The organism is Nostoc sp. PCC 7524 (assembly GCF_000316645.1).
Taxonomy (GTDB): Bacteria; Cyanobacteriota; Cyanobacteriia; order Cyanobacteriales; family Nostocaceae; genus Trichormus.
In genome coordinates, this window is sequence record NC_019684.1 from 5,698,681 (window position 1) to 5,716,011 (window position 17,331).

Consider the following 17,331-nt stretch of genomic DNA (forward strand, 5'->3'; position numbering starts at 1 on the left):
ACTTCACCACAGTCATGAGCTAAAGATATTCTCATCAATTGTCTCTATATATAGCCGATTGCTAATAGACTACGGCTGAGTTTTTGTGTGCATAATTTACCCGTAAGTGTTGCTGTATTAGCGGGTGTAATTTGGCGATAAAGGTTTGATAATCATGCAAAAAAAATCAATATTATTAGCTGAGAATTTAGCCTGTAAACTCAGCTTAGAAAGAACTTTGTTTCAAGGTGTAAATGTCAGTATTGACGCGAGACATCGTATAGGCTTAGTTGGTCGCAATGGAATTGGTAAATCAACTTTGTTGAAAATGTTTGCTGGTCAAATTAATCCTACTATTGGTTCAATTTGGCGACATGGAATTGTCTACTATTTACCCCAAACTAGCACTATCAAACAAGAATTACAAACAGAAATCGTGATAGATTTTTTAATGTCTATTGCTGAAGACTGGTGGCAAATTGACGACATATTACAGACAAAATTACAGACAAAAATTGACCTATCACTACCAATTGCTAGTCTCAGTGGTGGAGAATTTACAAAACTATTTTTGGCTATCGGTTTATCTCAGCAGCCAGATTTATTGTTACTCGATGAACCAACCAATCACATGGATTTACCAGCTTTAGAAAGTTTGAAAGAATTTTTGGTAAGTTTTTCGGGTGCGTTTGTGATTGTTTCCCACAAGCCATTTTTCTTAGACCAAGTGGCAGATATTACTTGGGAACTTACACCCGCAAGTATCAAGATTTATGGAGGGAATTTTTCTGATTATCTGCAACAGAAGGATCTAGAGTTAGAAGTAGCATTGCGATCGCACGAACTAGCCAGAAAGGAACTTAAACTTGTGCAAACTGCGGCGCAGCAAGAACAGCAACGCGCAGCCCAAACTCACCGCAATGGTAGAGCCAAGTGCTTAAATGGTAGTATCGACCGAATGTCAGCTGGACTAATTAAAACTAGAGCAGAAGCATCAGCTGGCAATGCCAAAAAGAAACATGAGGTTGCTGTAGCTAAAGCTACACAACAGTTAGCAGACACGAAAGTTAAAACCACCAAGGTAACAACTATCCAGCTAGAAGAGAAAAGCCACAAGCGCAGAAATTTGATTGATATTCAGGGTGCAAATCTTTGGGTATCAGAACGCCTACTAATGCAAAATATTCAGTTGCATATATGTTCAGGCGATCGCATTTCTATTATCGGTGCAAATGGTTCTGGTAAATCTAGTCTAGTCAAAGCTATTCTCGGCACAGATACACAAGTAGCTGTCTTAAAGTCAGGAGAGGTTTCTCTAGCAACGGGAATCACATCTGTATATCTTGACCAAAGCTATGAACTGGTAAATCGTCAGCAGACAGTTTTAGCCAATATGCAGACTGCTAACCCTAGTCTCAGCTATCAGCAGTTACGCCAACAACTAGGACATTTTTTGTTTAAATACGATGACGTGTATAAATCTGCTTCTGTATTGAGTGGGGGTGAGTTGGCAAGACTGGCGATCGCTATGATTAGTATTTCACAAATTGACCTGTTAATTCTTGATGAGCCAACTAATAACTTAGACATTGACACAGTTGAGCAAATGGTGTCAGCTATTAACGGCTATCAAGGTGCTATTTGGGTAATTTCCCACGATATCGATTTTCTCAGCCGCATTAACATTACCCAAAGTTTTTACGTTAAAGACCAATACTTACAAATGACTATTCATTTACCACGCACTCACCAACAATATTATCAAGAGTTACTCAGCCAAATACCACGAGGATGTTGAGATTTTCTCAATACTGAATTGCCAATTAGTATTTTAATTACTAATTAGATATATAGTTATATCAATATATCGCTAAATAGCTAATTTGTTAACCCAATTGCACACTTTCAGAAAGAAGCCGCAAAGCATACGGGCAAGTTATAATTCTCTTGCGGACAAGCGTAACAAAAATTTATGAGTAATCCCCTTTTACAAGCCTTTTTTGTCGGCAGAGCCTTAGCAGAAGTAGTTAATGAACGCCTAGAAGTCGCTTTGACTGATGCCTTAAGTGATCTGGGTAAATTTGATGCAGAAGCTAGAGAGCAGCTACGCCAATTTACCGAAGAAGTTATAGAACGGGCAAACCGAGCAGCAACTGCGGCTGAAGCAGGTCAAAGCACTACAGGTAGTGGACAATCTGTTGCCGAGTCAGTAGACTTGCAAGCCACAATTGATGAACTGCGGGCAGAGATTGCCTTTTTACGCAACGAATTACAGCGTTATCGTAATCCTTCAGTATAAATTTAGTCATAGTCAATAGTCACAAATTATTGACCAATGACCCTTTGTGAACAATAGTTTAGGGATCAGAGTGTCTGTTCTTCCAGGTGATTCAGTAAAAAAGCAACGGTACGCACAACCTATGGAAACCAGTTATTCAGATAAAGCATACCGTTGGAATCGTGAAAACTACTCTAGTAAGCGACGCTTTGTGGACATTTGGGGTTTTGTCTTGACCTTGATGTTCAAACTTTGGCGATACAACAAACCTTGGAGTTATCCTGGCGGTGTGACTGAAGCTAAACAGGCTGCACGACGTAAAGCTCAAGCAGTCTGGATTCGCAATACCTTGCTGGACTTGGGACCAACCTTTATCAAAGTCGGGCAATTATTTTCTACCCGTGCCGATATATTCCCCAGTGAATATGTAGAAGAGTTGGCAAAACTGCAAGACAAAGTACCTGCTTTTAGCTACGAGCAAGTAGAAAAGATTGTTGAGCAAGAACTAGGTAAAAAAATTCCGGAACTCTTTTTGAGTTTTGAACCGATTCCTTTGGCAGCTGCTAGCTTGGGACAAGTACACAAAGCTGTGCTACACAACGGTGAATCGGTTGTGGTTAAAGTACAGCGTCCTGGATTAAAAAAGTTATTTGAAATAGATTTAGAGATTCTCAAGGGGATTGCTCGCTATTTCCAAAACCATCCCAAATGGGGACAAGGGCGAGATTGGATAGGAATTTACGAAGAGTGTTGTCGAATTCTTTGGGAAGAAATTGATTATCTCAATGAAGGACGCAATGCTGACACCTTTCGCCGTAATTTTCGCGCCTATGACTGGGTAAAAGTCCCGAAAGTTTATTGGCGTTACGCCTCACCACGGGTACTGACTTTGGAATATCTGCCAGGAATTAAAATTAGCCAATATGAGGCTTTAGAAGCAGCAGGTATAGATCGTAAAGCCATTGCCCGTCAAGGCGCTCAAGCCTATCTTCTGCAATTGCTTAATGATGGCTTTTTCCATGCTGATCCCCATCCAGGAAATATTGCTGTGAGTCCCGATGGCTCGCTGATTTTCTACGACTTTGGCATGATGGGGCGGATTAAATCCAATGTCCGGGAAGGGTTGATGGAAACCCTATTTGGCATTGCCCAAAAGAATGGCGATCGCGTTGTCCAGTCTCTCATAGATTTAGGTGCGATCGCCCCCGTAGATGACATGGGGCCAGTGCGGCGTTCTGTGCAGTATATGCTAGATAATTTCATGGATAAGCCCTTTGAAGCCCAATCCGTGGCCGCGATCAGTGATGATCTATACGAGATAGCATATAATCAGCCATTTAGATTTCCAGCAACTTTTACTTTCGTGATGCGGGCTTTTTCCACCCTCGAAGGAGTAGGCAAAGGCTTAGATCCAGAGTTTAACTTTATGGAAGTTGCCCAACCATACGCAATGCAGCTTATGACCAATATGAATGGTTCAGATAGCAATAGTTTTCTCAATGAATTAAGCCGTCAAGCGGTGCAAGTAAGTACCACTGCCTTCGGATTACCACGTAGATTAGAAGATACATTAGAAAAATTAGAACGAGGAGATATGCGCCTGCGCGTGCGTTCTATAGAAACAGAGCGTTTACTCAGGCGACAGAGCAGTATTCAACTAGGCATAAGCTATGCTCTGATAATCAGTGGATTTACCCTTTCAGCCACAATTTTATTAGTTAATCATTATGTATGGTTAGCATTACTGGCTGGTTTAATTGCCGCAGCCGTCTCAGTAATACTGATCCGATTGCTTCTCCGCCTCGACCGTTATGACCGTATGTATTAATTTTTGCAGTGAAACGCTATGAAACTTAACTTCACGGGTCTTAGTGATCCGGGACTTGTTCGTTCTAATAATCAAGATAATTATTACATTGACCCGGAAGGACGATTTTTTATTGTTGCCGATGGTATGGGTGGTCATGCGGGAGGAGAAGAAGCAAGTCGCATTGCCACAAAGGAAATTCAAGAGTATTTACTGGCTAACTGGGATGCTCCTGAGTCAGAAGAAAAATTGCTAGAGCAGGCTTTATGGCGGGCTAATGAAGCGATTTTACAGGATCAGCAAAATCATCCTGAACGCGCTGATATGGGTACAACCGTCGTTGTCGTCATTTTTCGTAATGCGCCTTGGTGCGCTCATGTCGGAGACTCTAGGCTGTATCTTTTCCGGGAGTCGCAACTGCAACAAGTGACAGAAGACCATACCTGGGTAGCTAGAGCCATCAAAATCGGCGACATTACTGCCGAGGAAGCGCGGGTTCATCCGTTCCGCCATGTCTTATCCCGTTGCTTAGGTCGGGAAGATTTACACCAAGTTGATGTCCAACCCCTAGATGTTAAAATGGGCGATCGCCTACTCTTATGTAGTGATGGACTGACTGAAGAACTGGTTGATCAAAAAATTGCTGATTATCTTTATAACATCCCCTTATTGGATAAAACTGCTATATCTCTGGTAGAAGCAGCTAAAGAAGAAGGTGGACACGATAACATCACTATCGTCATCGTCGCGATCGAATAGTCAATAGTCAACTGTCAATAGTCAACTTTCAGACTATTAACTGTTGACCATTGAGGTATTGCTAGGGAATTTTGACGTTTTGTAGTAAAAATACTCAGCAATTTGTTCAATCTGAGCATTTTTCATATTTGCAACTTGATACAAATACTTTTAGTCACCAAAATTTCCCAATTGGCGGCTCGGTTTACATAATTTAGTTGGTTGACATCTTGCACCATTTAATGTAAGCCGCATATAATGCGATCTTAATACCTTTTATTTCTCACCTTTGCCCGGACATCTCCCCCCTGGAGAAGTTTCCAGATAAAGGTCGTCAATGGAGGTATACAAAGGTATAGCACCGACCTCTAAGCAACCCAAACACTGCCCAGGCACACTTGGGTTATATGTCAGTAGGTTCAGGTGCAGAATATCAAAGCAGGATTTTACCCACTAAGGATATGGGCAATCTGTCAAATAATTGTTATCTTTCTTAATACAGATACAAATGTAGGAGAGATACTAAAATTAAGCCCTATTCGTGTAGGACTTCTGCTACCAGTATCAACCTTACGCGTTGCCTTTTTAGGAGTCTAATTATGAATCAACCCATCCAACTTTCTTTGGAACAGCAATTCAGCATTCGTTCATTTGCCACTCAAGTACAGAACATGAGCCATGATCAAGCTAAAGACTTCTTGGTTAAGCTGTATGAGCAAATGGTCGTGCGCGAGGCAACTTATCAGGAACTACTTAAGCACCAGTGGGGCTTAGATTCTGGCTCCACTATGGCATAGAGTAGATTGTGTGTCGCAGTGGGCGACCTCCTTCTCTTGCTCAGTTCCAGAGAGGAAAAGAGCTGGGGATGCTGGGGCGTCAACTTTAAACAAAGATAGCTCAACTTAGTGAAGCTTATAACCCAGACTAAAACACGAGAAATGGTTTAGCTGCAATTCCCATGCCTTTTTAACTTACTTTTGACTTATTTGTCAAAACAGTAGTTGCTAAGAAGACAATTTACTCACTAATTAACAAATGCTAACCCGTACTTAACTTAACACTTACTTTTCAAATGTCATAAGCAAAAATAACGGCTTACTGATTTTCTACTAAGCATTATTTCACAGCTAGCACTGATGAATATTATATTTATTCCCAATAGTGCTTACAACCTAGATATATACATTTTTTATAAAAGTTTACATTAACTAACAAAAAGTAATTTTTGATACTCCACAACTAAAGCACACCTGGAGAAAGGGACTTCCAACTAAGAAAAATATACAATCGCTTTGGTGAGCAGGAGAGGAAAAATCCAATGATCATATTTGCTCTGACTCATTGAATCATTTATTTTCTGTAAGTCCCAAAGTATTCTCTAACCAGAGATATCAAATGCAGAATCGGTGTCAATTGCTTCTAGCTTGGCTAGAATTTGAGGCTTAATCTTTTCATATTCCTGTTTCAGCAGATTTTTACTCAGTTGGGGATCGGCAGTACAGGTAAAGGTTTTGGCTGCGGTGAGCCACTGTTGCAGTCGGTGACGTTGAGCAGTAGCGATACTAGCCATGAGGAAATGAGAAGAGTGATTGGGTGATTCTCGTGCAAAGAATAGCAGACGATAGTAGCCTACTTGAAAAAGTAAGCTGATGATATCTTGACCAAGACTGGTTTTGAGATCAAGGTAATAAGGCAACCACTTAGCGCCATGTTTGCGGTTGTAGAGAACAGTAATCCACAACAACATGGGGTGAGGAGCAGTGATAAACAAAAATTGATTATAGCGGCTGCAAACAAAGCGTTGAAGAATTTCCTGCTGTGATAACATCACCCATAGAGCAGGTACAACCTCTCCACTAACATTTATGGGTTGAGGAAAAACAATGTCAGCAATTGGTTTATTTTGAGGCCAAGAAGTTGTAGAAGTAATTTCATGCTTGGCTGGAGCTAACTGCAACGGCAGATTAACTTTTGTCTTCGGCTTGGGTTCAGATGGAATAGTAATGGTATTAGTATGTTGATAATGCTCGTGTTGAATAGGGCGGGTTGGATGATGCTGTCGTTCTATATTTTCGAGATTCTGAAGAATGTCACTAATACTTTGAGGACGGTCTTTGGCTTTTTTGGCTAAACAACTCATCACTAAGTTTTCCACTTCTTTCGGAATGACTAAGCTAGGAGCAACCTCACTAAAATTCCGTGGTGGTTGTTGGTGATGTGTTTTGTACCATGCACCAAACGAATGAGTGGGTGCAACTAATGGCATTTTGCCAGTCAGCATTTCAAACATCATCACACCCAAACTGTAGATATCAGAACGATTATCTAGTTCTTTGCCATCCATCTGTTCGGGGGATGAATAAGCCAGCGTTCCCAAATAGAATTTTGTGTGATCACCATTGGTTTGTAGTAATTTAGCAATACCAAAATCTAAAATTTTGACCAATTCCCCAAAACTGGCATCTTGAATCACCAGCATATTACTAGGCTTAATATCACGATGAATAATAGGGTAAACTGAACCATCAACTGGGATGCCATCATGAGCGCACTTTAAACCCAGACAGATTTGCCGTGCCATACTCACAAATCTGGGTAAAGATAGGTGTTTTTGTCGGATGACTTGGTTGAGGCTGTGGCCTTGGAGATACTCCATGACATAAAAGGGGGTTTTATGTTCATCTACGCCATAGTCCATGACTCGAACAATATGAATACTTTTTTGCCCAAGTAAGGCACAGGTTTTTGCTTCTCGCTCAAAACGTTCTTGCAATCGCATCTTTTCATTTTGCATGGATAGAGCAAGAAACTTGATAGCAACAGGTACACCTCCCAACAAAACATCTTTGGCACGATATACCTTACCCATTGCGCCAGTACCAATTAACTCCTGCAACTGGTAGCGGTTGCCAAGAAAACGACCAATGTTGGGGTCTGACATAGAAAATTCGACTCCAATGTTCAACAATTATGGATGACTCCTGCCTCACAGTTAGGTGGTATGACAGGGGACAGGTGACAGGTGACAGGGGGCAGGGGACAGGTTACAGGTTACAGGTTACAGGTGACAAACTCCAAAGTCTCTTAGCGTAAAGGTTTTATGATTGCTTGATGTCCTAATCTATATGGCAACTGCTATAAGCACTGGAGTTCAGAAATGCCATCAAAAACAGAAGTGGCTAGTATGGCTATACGCAAGTTACCAGTCAAAATTTCAAGGACTGATGTTTGGGCGTTTTAACTGTTGGGAATATTGGTATTATTCCGCCTGATTGTGGTAGATGTATCCTGATCTTTTGTACTTGGGTTGTTAATGTAGTTTTAGTTTGCCCAATTTTGAGCAACTAGATAACTGGTTTTCCATATATCCCTATGTGGACTGGCGTTCTAAGCTGGCTTCCATTGTACTGGTTAAAAAATGACCTGCCATGACACCGCTACTGAGATAATATGTTTCATTGGAAATGCGGTGCATGGTTTCAAATCCACTACGACGTTGCCGATCGCTGATCACCCAGTAACGCTGCACAATTGTATCTAAACCAATCCAGCCTTCGCCTTCAACCTGACCCAAAATACTGTGCTGAAGTAAAAAAGTATATTGACGTTCTCCCTCCAAAAGTCTTCCCTTGTACTGTAAAGAAATTTCTTGGCGATCGCTGCCTGGAAATATCAGCTTTGTAGCCATCGTAAACCAGTTATCTCGATTCCAAGCTACTAAGGTCATGCCCTTGAGACTGATTGGCAGCCCATGACGTTCTAGCCAACTGCCTTGAATTGTCCAGCGTCCTGGTTCCAATAAAAAAGTATGAGCCACCTTGTATGTTCCTTGCCTTGAACGAGTAGTTCTTAGACTACAAAGATATATTTGGAACTGCAAAAATGTCAGGGGGAAAGTGAGTAATGAGTGCTGATTGGTGAGTGCTAAGTAGAGTTAGTCAGGATGAGTTGTTGGGTGAATTTCTCCTAATAGGACTTCACGGGGTGCGCCGGTGGCGGCGGGTAAATTGCCAGGGATACCTAGTTGTCGCCAGTAGGCTAAAACAGCGAAGGCGATCGCTTCTTTAAAATTGGCATTCAAGCCGACATCATCGGTAGTTAAAACTGGTATGTCTCCCAACAGTACCTGTAATCTTTGCTGTAAATAAAGATTACGACTCCCACCCCCACATAAAAAGACACGGTTTGGCATTTGTGGTAAAAAAGTGTGGTAACTGTGAGCAATGGAAGCCGCAGTTAGTTCTGTAAGTGTAGCTAGCATATCAGCTGGACTCAATTGATATGGTGCAGCATCTTGAAAACACTGATGCAGGTAATCTACACCAAATAACTCCCGACCAGTGGATTTAGGCGGATGTAGCTGGAAATATGCTTGAGTGAGCCATTGTTCTACCAAAGGATAGCAGGGTGTACCACTAGCTGCCCATTTACCACTTTCATCGTAGGTTTTAGCACCGTCTGTTAATTGCTGTACTGCTAAATCCAGCAAACTATTACCAGGGCCAGTATCCCAACCGCGAATTTTCTCTAGCCAGTCATCCCGGCGAGGGGGAATATAAGCCACATTGCCAATCCCGCCCACATTTTGAATGCAACGTCCCTCCTGGGGATGACTGAGTAAAAACGCATCAACCCTAGGTACAAGCGGTGCGCCATGGCCACCAACAGCAATATCCGCCACCCGAAAGTTGCTTACAGTGGTAATTCCTGTAAGGTGGGCAATCAAAGCACCCCGACCCAGTTGTAAGCTATAACCAAGGGAGTGAGTAGTAGTTCTACTCCCTATTCCCTTACTTTCAGGCGGTCGATGATATACAGTTTGACCGTGAGAACCAATTAAAGTTGCTGGCTGGTGGTCTTTTTGAATATTTTGGGCGGCTTGGGCAAAATTTAGGGCGATCGCATCATCTAATTCTGCTAATTCTGCCATTGAGATGGCTGCACCAGCACAAACTGCTAAGATTCTTTCTCTCAGTTCCCCAGGATAGGGATAGGTTTCTCCTGCTAGTAACTCAACTTGCAGATCCACATCTGTACCAGAAATTTCTACCAAAGCGGCATCTATACCATCGACAGATGTGCCACTGATTAAACCAATCACGCGGGTAGGGGCAGCAGTTTGTTGAGTTTGGTGCATAAACAGAAGCTCTTGTGTGGCTTGCAAGGGGTAGTTTAATTCATGCCATCGTCAGTGTCAAAAAGTTCAGTTGTTAATTTGCCATGATTATGCAGTTTTGATTGCTAGTGACGTGTCCTGATGAGGTTTATCTGTTGATGCCTTGAGTTTTCATTTATGGGTAGTTTTTTCACTGCCTATAATATGTAAATCGATATTTTTCAGTAATCGCATCAATTTTTGAGTTAAAGAGCCTTTGAGGAGAATTTGCCAACGAGAACGCTGGCTTTCACCAATTACAATTTGAGTAATCCGATTTTGTTCGGCAACTTCAGCGATCGCTTTGGCTATGTTATTGCTATTAATACGAATAAAAGTCCCGCCGAATTCTTGACATAACTTTTCACAGGTATCGATGTGTAGGCTTTCTTCCTTCGTCAGAAAGTGATCAGGATCAGAAACAAAGACTACATAGAAGGGGGCATTCATGTAGCCTGCGAGTCTAGCACCACGACGCAACAATTGTACTGAGTTGGGATAAGTAGATACACACACCAGAACCCGTTCTTGAATATTACAGAATTGCCCGTTGGGGGTATTAGCGATCGCCTCTTCTTCTATGTTGTCAGCAACTTCACGTAAAGCCAATTCCCGCAAAGCAATTAAATTTCGCCGTTGGAAAAAGTGTTCGAGGGCTTGCTGAATCTTGGCTGGTGCATAAATCTTGCCTTCCAATAATCGTTCCTGTAAAGTTTCTGGGGTAACATCGACTACAACAATTTCATCGGCTGCTTCTAGAATGCGATCAGGTACGCGTTCTCTGACGACTACACTTGTAATTCTTGCTACCACATCATTGAGACTTTCTAAGTGTTGTACATTCATGGTGGAGTAGACATCAATCCCGGCTGCTAATATAACTTCCACATCTTCGTAGCGTTTGGTACGTAGGGAACCGGGGACATTGGTATGGGCAAGCTCATCAATTAACACTAACTGGGGCGATCGCTGTAAAATTGCGTCTGTGTCCATTTCTGTTAGTGTCAAATCCCCCCGCACAATTTGCCTGCGTGGTAAAATTTCTAGTCCATTTGATTTATCTGCCGTCTCTTTACGTCCGTGGGTTTCTAATAACCCAATAACAACATCAATTCCTTCTTGTTTGAGTGCTTTTGCTTCTTCTAACATTTGGTAGGTTTTACCCACCCCAGGAGCCATACCAATAAAAATTTTGTGCTTACCCCGTCGTGTTGCATACATGGAAAAAAGCTAGGAATTCAATTTAATTTGGTAGGGTATATAATGCCGTTAGCTGACGCACCCTAGCAGTTACTAATACCCAATTACTGTAATTACTTTTTCACCAGAAAATAGGCATTAGCATACTCAGGTAACTGTCTGATATATCGGCGAAAAGAGTTTTGATTTGGGAAAATACCTGCTAAAAAATCGAGTTGATATAGATTAGGTAAAAATGCTCCGCCTGTATCTGCAATTACTCCCATTTGTAGTTGTTTACGTCCTCCTTGGTTATGCTCAATGATCACTATTCTGCCTAAACCAATATTTAAGACATCACCAGCAAAAGTTACACCTGGTTTAATAGAAATTTTGGCATCTATTTTGTGTCCATAGCCTTTGATGGCATCAACTTGTCTAAAATACCAATAACGCTTTTGTGCTGTTGCCTTTAAACCTCGAATATAAGAAATTCCATTATTTCTATCTACGTTAAAAAATCCTCTAGAACCATCTGTAAAATTGATGAGAATCGTTCCCTGCATTAATGCTTCTTCTAAACCATTACGTGTTAAATAAGCTAATGGTTCAACTTTGCCAAATTCTTTACCACCGGGTTCATAAATACCTGATAAAACATCTTGCTTTGTATATCTGGTGTAGAATTTATCTGCGGCTGAGTTGTCTTTTAAACTATAGATGGGTGTGTTATAGGTTGAGGTTCTCTTGCGTGAGCCTGGATGGGTAAAAACTGCATATTTGGTAATGCGTAGTTGCTTTTGATTAGGATTTTTCGGATTATATGCTGACCATCTGATAACTCGAAAATTTCTATTGATAAAATTGGGATTTTGTAGACGAGTAATGCGATTTTTAGCAATGTCCTCTTTGAGAACATCAATCATAAAATCTAGAGTCTTAAGAATATCTTCTGTAGTAACATTTTGTGTACTCAGAAGTCCTGCCCGTAAAATATCTGGGTCATTGGCACTGTGTTCGCGAAAATATTTTCTAGTATTGATCAATACAGTTAATAAATCTGATTGATTAACATTAACTTTAGTTGTTGGTAGTTGTGCAGGTGATAAAATCTGACTACCATTGACACTAAATTTATATTTTCGCCACTCATCAATAATGGGATATTGAACAGATGTTGTTGCTAAATTTTGATCAGACTTGGGTGTATTGTATTGATTGGCACTTTCCCTGGATTGAGATGACTGAGTAATGAGACTATTTTGCCAAAAATTTGCATTGAAAGCAGTTGATTGCAGAGACTTTTGAGAAAGGTATGAAGAAGTGAGTGGAGAATTCGATAGGGGATTGAATGTGAAATTTTTAACATGATGCTGTGGTGTAGCTAAGTCTTGATTTCTGGTGTGAGTATATCGATAACTACTAGCTAAACCTATAATTGATAGTGCAGCAACACTTACGATTATTTTGAGTTTCTGGCTGAATAGGGTACTCATAATTTGGTAACGGATTTCGCAATATAAATTTGTTTATGCGGTAAACACGCATTTGATCGGGCATTAAACCTCTTCCATTGTTTGGGAGAAACTCAGCCTAACATTGCATTATAACCTGCACTCATAAAGCAATCCGATGTGATTAATTGACATTTTAGTAGGGTGCGTCAGTGTCAGAAAACCTAACTACACCAAGAAATTATTCATACTGACGCACCCTACATTTGGAATATTTTTTTCTCTGGAATTCCCTAATTATTAACCAGATTGTCAAACTTGAGCCGGAATTGATATCACACAAGTCTGTCACAAAATCCTTCTCAGGGTTCATGAAAAATTATCTGTATTTTTCCACAATCGCTACAACATATCATTGCAATTCCGTCAATGCGTAAGTTATATAGAAATAGCATCAAATGCTACTATTAACATTTGCTCATCACAGTTTAATTATCCGTATTCTGAAAAAAATAAAACAAAATGTTAAGTATTCCTATTCATCGACCTTTACCTCGTCAGCCTCACTTGGTGACATCTTTACCAGGGCCGAAAGCCTTAGCTATTGTAGAACGCGATCGCACTGTGACTTCTCCTTCTTATACCCGTGACTATCCCCTAGTTGTGGCTCGCGGTCAGGGTTGTATGTTGGAAGATGTAGATGGTAATGTGTTTCTCGATATGACTGCGGGTATTGCTGTCACCGCTACCGGACACGCGCACCCAGAGGTAGTTAAAGAAATTCAAACACAGGCGGCGCTTTTGCTGCATATGTCAGGGACAGATTTTTATTATGAGCCGATGGTGGAATTAGCAGAACATTTGGCGATTCGCACTCCCTTTCCTCATGGTGCTAGGGTATTTTTCACCAATTCCGGTGCAGAATCTAACGAAGGGGCGATGAAATTAGCTCGATATCACACCAAGCGATCGCTGATTGTCGCTTTTTTAGGCGCATTTCACGGACGCACCTATGGCGCAATGTCCCTGACTGGCTCTAAAGCAGTACAACGCGCTCATTTTGGCCCGTTAGTTCCTGGGGTGACTCATATCCCCTACGGTACTCACGCTAGTTTAGATCATTTAGAACAACAGCTATTTAATACCATCCTACCGCCTCATGAAGTGGCAGCAATTGTAGTTGAACCGATTCAAGGAGAAGGAGGCTATATCGTCCCGGAAGACGGATTTTTAGCTAGGATTCGGGATATCTGCAATCGCCACGGCATATTAATGATAGTCGATGAAGTGCAATCGGGGATGGGACGTACAGGTTGCTTGTTTGCCATTGAGCATTGGGGTGTGATGCCTGATATTATTACTACCGCCAAGGGAATCGCTAGCGGTTTACCTTTAGGTGCAATTCTCGCCCGTCCTGAGTTGATGACTTGGCCACCTGGTTCCCACGCCACCACATTTGGCGGTAATCCTGTAGCTTGTGCGGCTGGTATTGCTACACTGCGACTATTAGATAGTGGTTTGATGAATAATGCTACTCAAATGGGAGAAATCTTAAAAACTGGACTGACTCGGCTGCATGAAAGATTCCCCAGAATGTCCTTACCCAGAGGTAAAGGTTTGATGGTAGCAGTGGATTTATTAGATACCGCAGGAAATTATGATAGCAGACTGCGCGATCGCATTATTCAATCAGCCTTCTTACGCGGTCTATTGTTACTTGGTTGCGGTAAAGCGGCTATTCGTTTCTGTCCACCTTTAGTTATCGACGGCGACCAAATTCAAACGGCTGTGGACACTCTTTCTGAGGTTTTAAAGGAGGAATATTAGACATCTCCAGAAATTAAATATGCGTTTTCCAGAAACCTTGTAGAGACGTTCCATGGAACGTCTCTACATTCTTTTTTGGAGATGTTTATTAGACAAAAACTAATAGCTGTCTTTTTGGCAGAACTGCTAATGGTAATCAAATGCGGTGTAGCTAGCGGTCTATCAGAAAAGTTTTGATCAGATAAAGACTAAACTCCTAACTACAAATCTAGATTAATACGCTAGACCACTAGCTGGGTGATTTACACAAGTTATAGATTCAGCGATCGCTATTTTTGTTATCTGTATTCTAAGCAAACAAGAATTGTGCAGTATTGCCAGAGGCTAGATTCAAACTGAGATTATCGGCGGTGAAACCAGTTACACCTCGTAACTCAGCTAATAATTCACCTGAACCAAATCCGTTATTACCAACTATTCCGTCACCTAGGTGAAAGTAGGTATTGCGACCATTCATTACCACATCAATCGCGTCAATACCTTCAAACTGCAATAAGTCACCACCTGCACCACGCCGGAACTGATGGATAGTATCACTTCCATCACCTTGGCGATATATTACCGTATCAATCTGGCGATCGCGTCCCAAATAAAGCTGATCATCTCCCCAACCACCAATCAAAATATCTGCACCTTTTCCACCATGAAGGGTGTCGTTACCTTCACCACCACGCAAAATATCATCGCCACTCAAACCCCAAATCATGTCATTACCAGCTTGGGCATTAATCACATCATCAGAGTTGTCAAAACCACGCACATAATTATCTAAATCATTCAGAAAGGTGACTGTGTTACGATTCCAAATTGTATTTTGGGTAGAGTCCGCATTGAAGACATCAAAACTATCTTGCAGGGTTTCATCACCATCAAACAGAATGTTACCAATCTGACCATGCTGACCACCAGGAATCGGCAAGTTATCCAAGTTTTCTAAAGCAAAGTCCTTGAGAATCACTTGGGTATCATCAACCCCTTCAAAACTGACAACTAAATCATCACCAGTTTGGGTAAGGAGCAAGTTTTTGGCAACTAAACCCTCTCCTGTAAATATGAGTTCGTCAAAGGTTTCCTTCACTTCCACTGAGGGATTGCTCCCCCGTCCTACACCCTGAAATCCTTCTACCTCAATCGTGCCATCGCCTCGGTTGACTTTGACTGGATAGATATTGCTATCAGCATTTGCCGTTGATGCAGAGTTTTGAATGAAACGCACTCCACCCATATCTCGCAATCTACCCCCCGATTGCACAAAGATTGCACCACCCCGTCCTTGACCATTCTCAAAGCCACTACCACCAACGGCAGAATTGAAGAGAAATGTACTGTTGCTGACGCTAAAGGTTGCGTTGTTAGAGACAAAGACTGCACCGCCTAAACCTGCACCACCGCCGCCTTGTCCTCCCACTCCGCCGTTACCTGGACTGTTACCGGTAAACGTTGAGCGACCATTAGTCCCATTAGCTCCAGCGCGTCCATCCCCAGCAAATGCGCCACCTAAGCCCCCAGAACCACCAGCGCCACCGGGGCGAGCGCGTCCTCCCAACACGTTAGCACCGCCACCGCCGCCACCGCCGCCACCGCCGCCGCCAGCACCATAGCCACCAAAACCACCACCGCCGCCACCGCCGCCACCAGTCGCATTTCGGAAAGCACCAGCACCGCCCGTACCACCACCACCACCGCCGCCACTACCACCAGCGACCCCAAAGCCCCCTGAGCCACCACCGAAACCGCCACCAGCTCCCGAACCTGTAGTTCCGACTATTCGTCCGCCCACACCACCGCTACCGCCGCTAGTTGGGACTATCCCACCAATAGCGAAGAAACTTGGTAAACCACCACTACCACCCGGAAAGCCATTGCTTCCAGCCGAGGAATCATTTCCACCCCGCCCACCGTCGCCACGACCAGTAAAACTATTACCTCCGACTGCTCGGTTATCAAAAAACACCACATTATCTGCTGTGACATTAGCACCTGGATTCAGAAATAGGCCTCCTCCAGCCCCTAAACCGCCACCACCGCCTCGACTGCCGTTTCCTCCTTGAGCAAGACCCCTGTTAATGTGTAAATCATTAAATCTAACGCTGCTGTTATTGATGAGAAATAGGGAAGTGCGCCCCTGTCCATTGAAGCCACTAGAGCTAGTCCCATTACCCTGGAAGTTAATGTTATTGCCTGGTCTGATGACAATTGGGCTATTTAGTAGAGCAATGCTATTAATGACGATGGTATCAGTTCCAGGTAGGGCTTCTGCGGCTGTGACCGCTTCTCGTAAACTTAACAGCCCATCTCTGGCATCAACAACATCATTGAGTGTAGTAACGGTAAAAGTTGCCATCTGAGTATCCTTTGATGAGTAAATTTAGGTTGGCGTAATTTGTATAAATGCAGCAAGCAGCAAGTCAACCACAACGTTGGCAGTGATGTCTACGCATTTATCACCGTCATGATTTTTAAAACTGTTGTATAGCCGGAGTATCCTAGAAAATTCTTGGTTATGTCGATACAGAAAAGTTAAGGACTTAGTAATCTGAGTTAAGTCTGTCCGCCATCAAATTAATACTTTTTGCCTGGTAAAAACTGCATAACTTTTATGTATCGACTGGGAAAAATTAAATTTTATCGTGATAATAGTAAACTCTATTTCAACAATAACTTGAGCAAACATACTCACCCAGGATATCAAGCAACTTGAATTTTTCTTTTCAGTTGTGAAAGCTAGCAATGAGTGGTGTCTGCTCTGGGCGATGGTTGTAATTAAGACATAGTTAACATGAGTATCCTGATTGATTTTGCGCCGGAATGTCGTTTACAGACTTAATATTCCTCAACAAAACTGTGATTTATTTCCGTAATCGCTTACCCTGAAGCAGTATTTATCTACTATTCGCATATTTCCATACCAGTG

12 protein-coding genes are annotated in these 17,331 nt (G+C 42.1%); 6 read left to right on the forward strand and 6 right to left on the reverse strand.

The features are described 5' to 3' along the window. Positions 1 to 154: 154 nt before the first annotated feature. From abc-f to NOS7524_RS23245, 5 genes are all read left to right on the forward strand, one after another. A complete protein-coding gene (gene abc-f, locus NOS7524_RS28065) occupies positions 155 to 1,777 on the forward strand; it encodes a ribosomal protection-like ABC-F family protein (RefSeq protein WP_015140922.1) in 1,623 nt (540 codons plus the stop codon). Between the two features lie 174 nt (positions 1,778 to 1,951). Continuing rightward, positions 1,952 to 2,278 (forward strand): DUF6825 family protein, encoded by a 327-nt coding sequence (locus NOS7524_RS23230; RefSeq protein ID WP_015140923.1) that lies wholly within the window; start codon positions 1,952 to 1,954, stop codon positions 2,276 to 2,278. 121 nt (positions 2,279 to 2,399) lie between these two features. Next, positions 2,400 to 4,085, forward strand: a complete 1,686-nt coding sequence (locus NOS7524_RS23235; RefSeq protein WP_015140924.1) for an ABC1 kinase family protein — start codon at positions 2,400 to 2,402, stop codon at positions 4,083 to 4,085. A gap of 18 nt (positions 4,086 to 4,103) precedes the next feature. Next, complete coding sequence (locus tag NOS7524_RS23240; RefSeq protein WP_015140925.1) at positions 4,104 to 4,823, forward strand: Stp1/IreP family PP2C-type Ser/Thr phosphatase; 720 nt, start codon at positions 4,104 to 4,106, stop codon at positions 4,821 to 4,823. A 578-nt stretch (positions 4,824 to 5,401) separates the two neighbouring features. After that, the gene (locus NOS7524_RS23245; RefSeq protein WP_015140926.1) at positions 5,402 to 5,599 is read left to right on the forward strand and encodes an NblA/ycf18 family protein; all 198 of its coding nucleotides are present in this window, start codon (positions 5,402 to 5,404) and stop codon (positions 5,597 to 5,599) included. A 581-nt stretch (positions 5,600 to 6,180) separates the two neighbouring features. On the opposite strand, the gene NOS7524_RS23250 is transcribed toward NOS7524_RS23245, so the two are convergent. The 5 genes from NOS7524_RS23250 to NOS7524_RS23270 form a co-directional block, all read right to left on the reverse strand. Further along, positions 6,181 to 7,743, reverse strand: coding sequence for a serine/threonine-protein kinase (locus NOS7524_RS23250; protein WP_015140927.1), 1,563 nt, complete (start codon positions 7,741 to 7,743; stop codon positions 6,181 to 6,183). Between the two features lie 429 nt (positions 7,744 to 8,172). Next, positions 8,173 to 8,619 (reverse strand): hypothetical protein, encoded by a 447-nt coding sequence (locus NOS7524_RS23255; RefSeq protein ID WP_015140928.1) that lies wholly within the window; start codon positions 8,617 to 8,619, stop codon positions 8,173 to 8,175. A gap of 117 nt (positions 8,620 to 8,736) precedes the next feature. Then, the gene (locus tag NOS7524_RS23260) at positions 8,737 to 9,939 is read right to left on the reverse strand and encodes an anhydro-N-acetylmuramic acid kinase (protein WP_015140929.1); all 1,203 of its coding nucleotides are present in this window, start codon (positions 9,937 to 9,939) and stop codon (positions 8,737 to 8,739) included. Between the two features lie 150 nt (positions 9,940 to 10,089). After that, entirely contained in the window at positions 10,090 to 11,178 is a 1,089-nt protein-coding gene (locus tag NOS7524_RS23265; RefSeq protein WP_015140930.1) for a universal stress protein, read from the reverse strand. A gap of 92 nt (positions 11,179 to 11,270) precedes the next feature. Continuing rightward, positions 11,271 to 12,632 (reverse strand): hypothetical protein, encoded by a 1,362-nt coding sequence (locus tag NOS7524_RS23270; RefSeq protein WP_015140931.1) that lies wholly within the window; start codon positions 12,630 to 12,632, stop codon positions 11,271 to 11,273. Between the two features lie 480 nt (positions 12,633 to 13,112). On the opposite strand from NOS7524_RS23270, the gene NOS7524_RS23275 reads away from it, so the two are divergent. Beyond that, a complete protein-coding gene (locus NOS7524_RS23275) occupies positions 13,113 to 14,417 on the forward strand; it encodes an acetyl ornithine aminotransferase family protein (protein ID WP_015140932.1) in 1,305 nt (434 codons plus the stop codon). A gap of 289 nt (positions 14,418 to 14,706) precedes the next feature. On the opposite strand, the gene NOS7524_RS31040 is transcribed toward NOS7524_RS23275, so the two are convergent. Further along, entirely contained in the window at positions 14,707 to 16,761 is a 2,055-nt protein-coding gene (locus tag NOS7524_RS31040) for a calcium-binding protein (protein ID WP_015140933.1), read from the reverse strand. Positions 16,762 to 17,331: the final 570 nt, after the last annotated feature.

What these genes read in the sequence shown, in the direction of transcription:
- NOS7524_RS31040 (WP_015140933.1), bottom strand. Translation starts at nt 16,761, where the DNA reads ATGGCAACTTTTACCGTTACTACACTCAATGATGTTGTTGATGCCAGA.
- NOS7524_RS23265 (WP_015140930.1), bottom strand. Translation starts at nt 11,178, where the DNA reads ATGTATGCAACACGACGGGGTAAGCACAAAATTTTTATTGGTATGGCT.
- NOS7524_RS23270 (WP_015140931.1), bottom strand. Translation starts at nt 12,632, where the DNA reads ATGAGTACCCTATTCAGCCAGAAACTCAAAATAATCGTAAGTGTTGCT.
- NOS7524_RS23230 (WP_015140923.1), top strand. Translation starts at nt 1,952, where the DNA reads ATGAGTAATCCCCTTTTACAAGCCTTTTTTGTCGGCAGAGCCTTAGCA.
- NOS7524_RS23260 (WP_015140929.1), bottom strand. Translation starts at nt 9,939, where the DNA reads ATGCACCAAACTCAACAAACTGCTGCCCCTACCCGCGTGATTGGTTTA.
- NOS7524_RS23275 (WP_015140932.1), top strand. Translation starts at nt 13,113, where the DNA reads ATGTTAAGTATTCCTATTCATCGACCTTTACCTCGTCAGCCTCACTTG.
- NOS7524_RS23250 (WP_015140927.1), bottom strand. Translation starts at nt 7,743, where the DNA reads ATGTCAGACCCCAACATTGGTCGTTTTCTTGGCAACCGCTACCAGTTG.
- abc-f (WP_015140922.1), top strand. Translation starts at nt 155, where the DNA reads ATGCAAAAAAAATCAATATTATTAGCTGAGAATTTAGCCTGTAAACTC.
- NOS7524_RS23240 (WP_015140925.1), top strand. Translation starts at nt 4,104, where the DNA reads ATGAAACTTAACTTCACGGGTCTTAGTGATCCGGGACTTGTTCGTTCT.
- NOS7524_RS23235 (WP_015140924.1), top strand. Translation starts at nt 2,400, where the DNA reads ATGGAAACCAGTTATTCAGATAAAGCATACCGTTGGAATCGTGAAAAC.
- NOS7524_RS23245 (WP_015140926.1), top strand. Translation starts at nt 5,402, where the DNA reads ATGAATCAACCCATCCAACTTTCTTTGGAACAGCAATTCAGCATTCGT.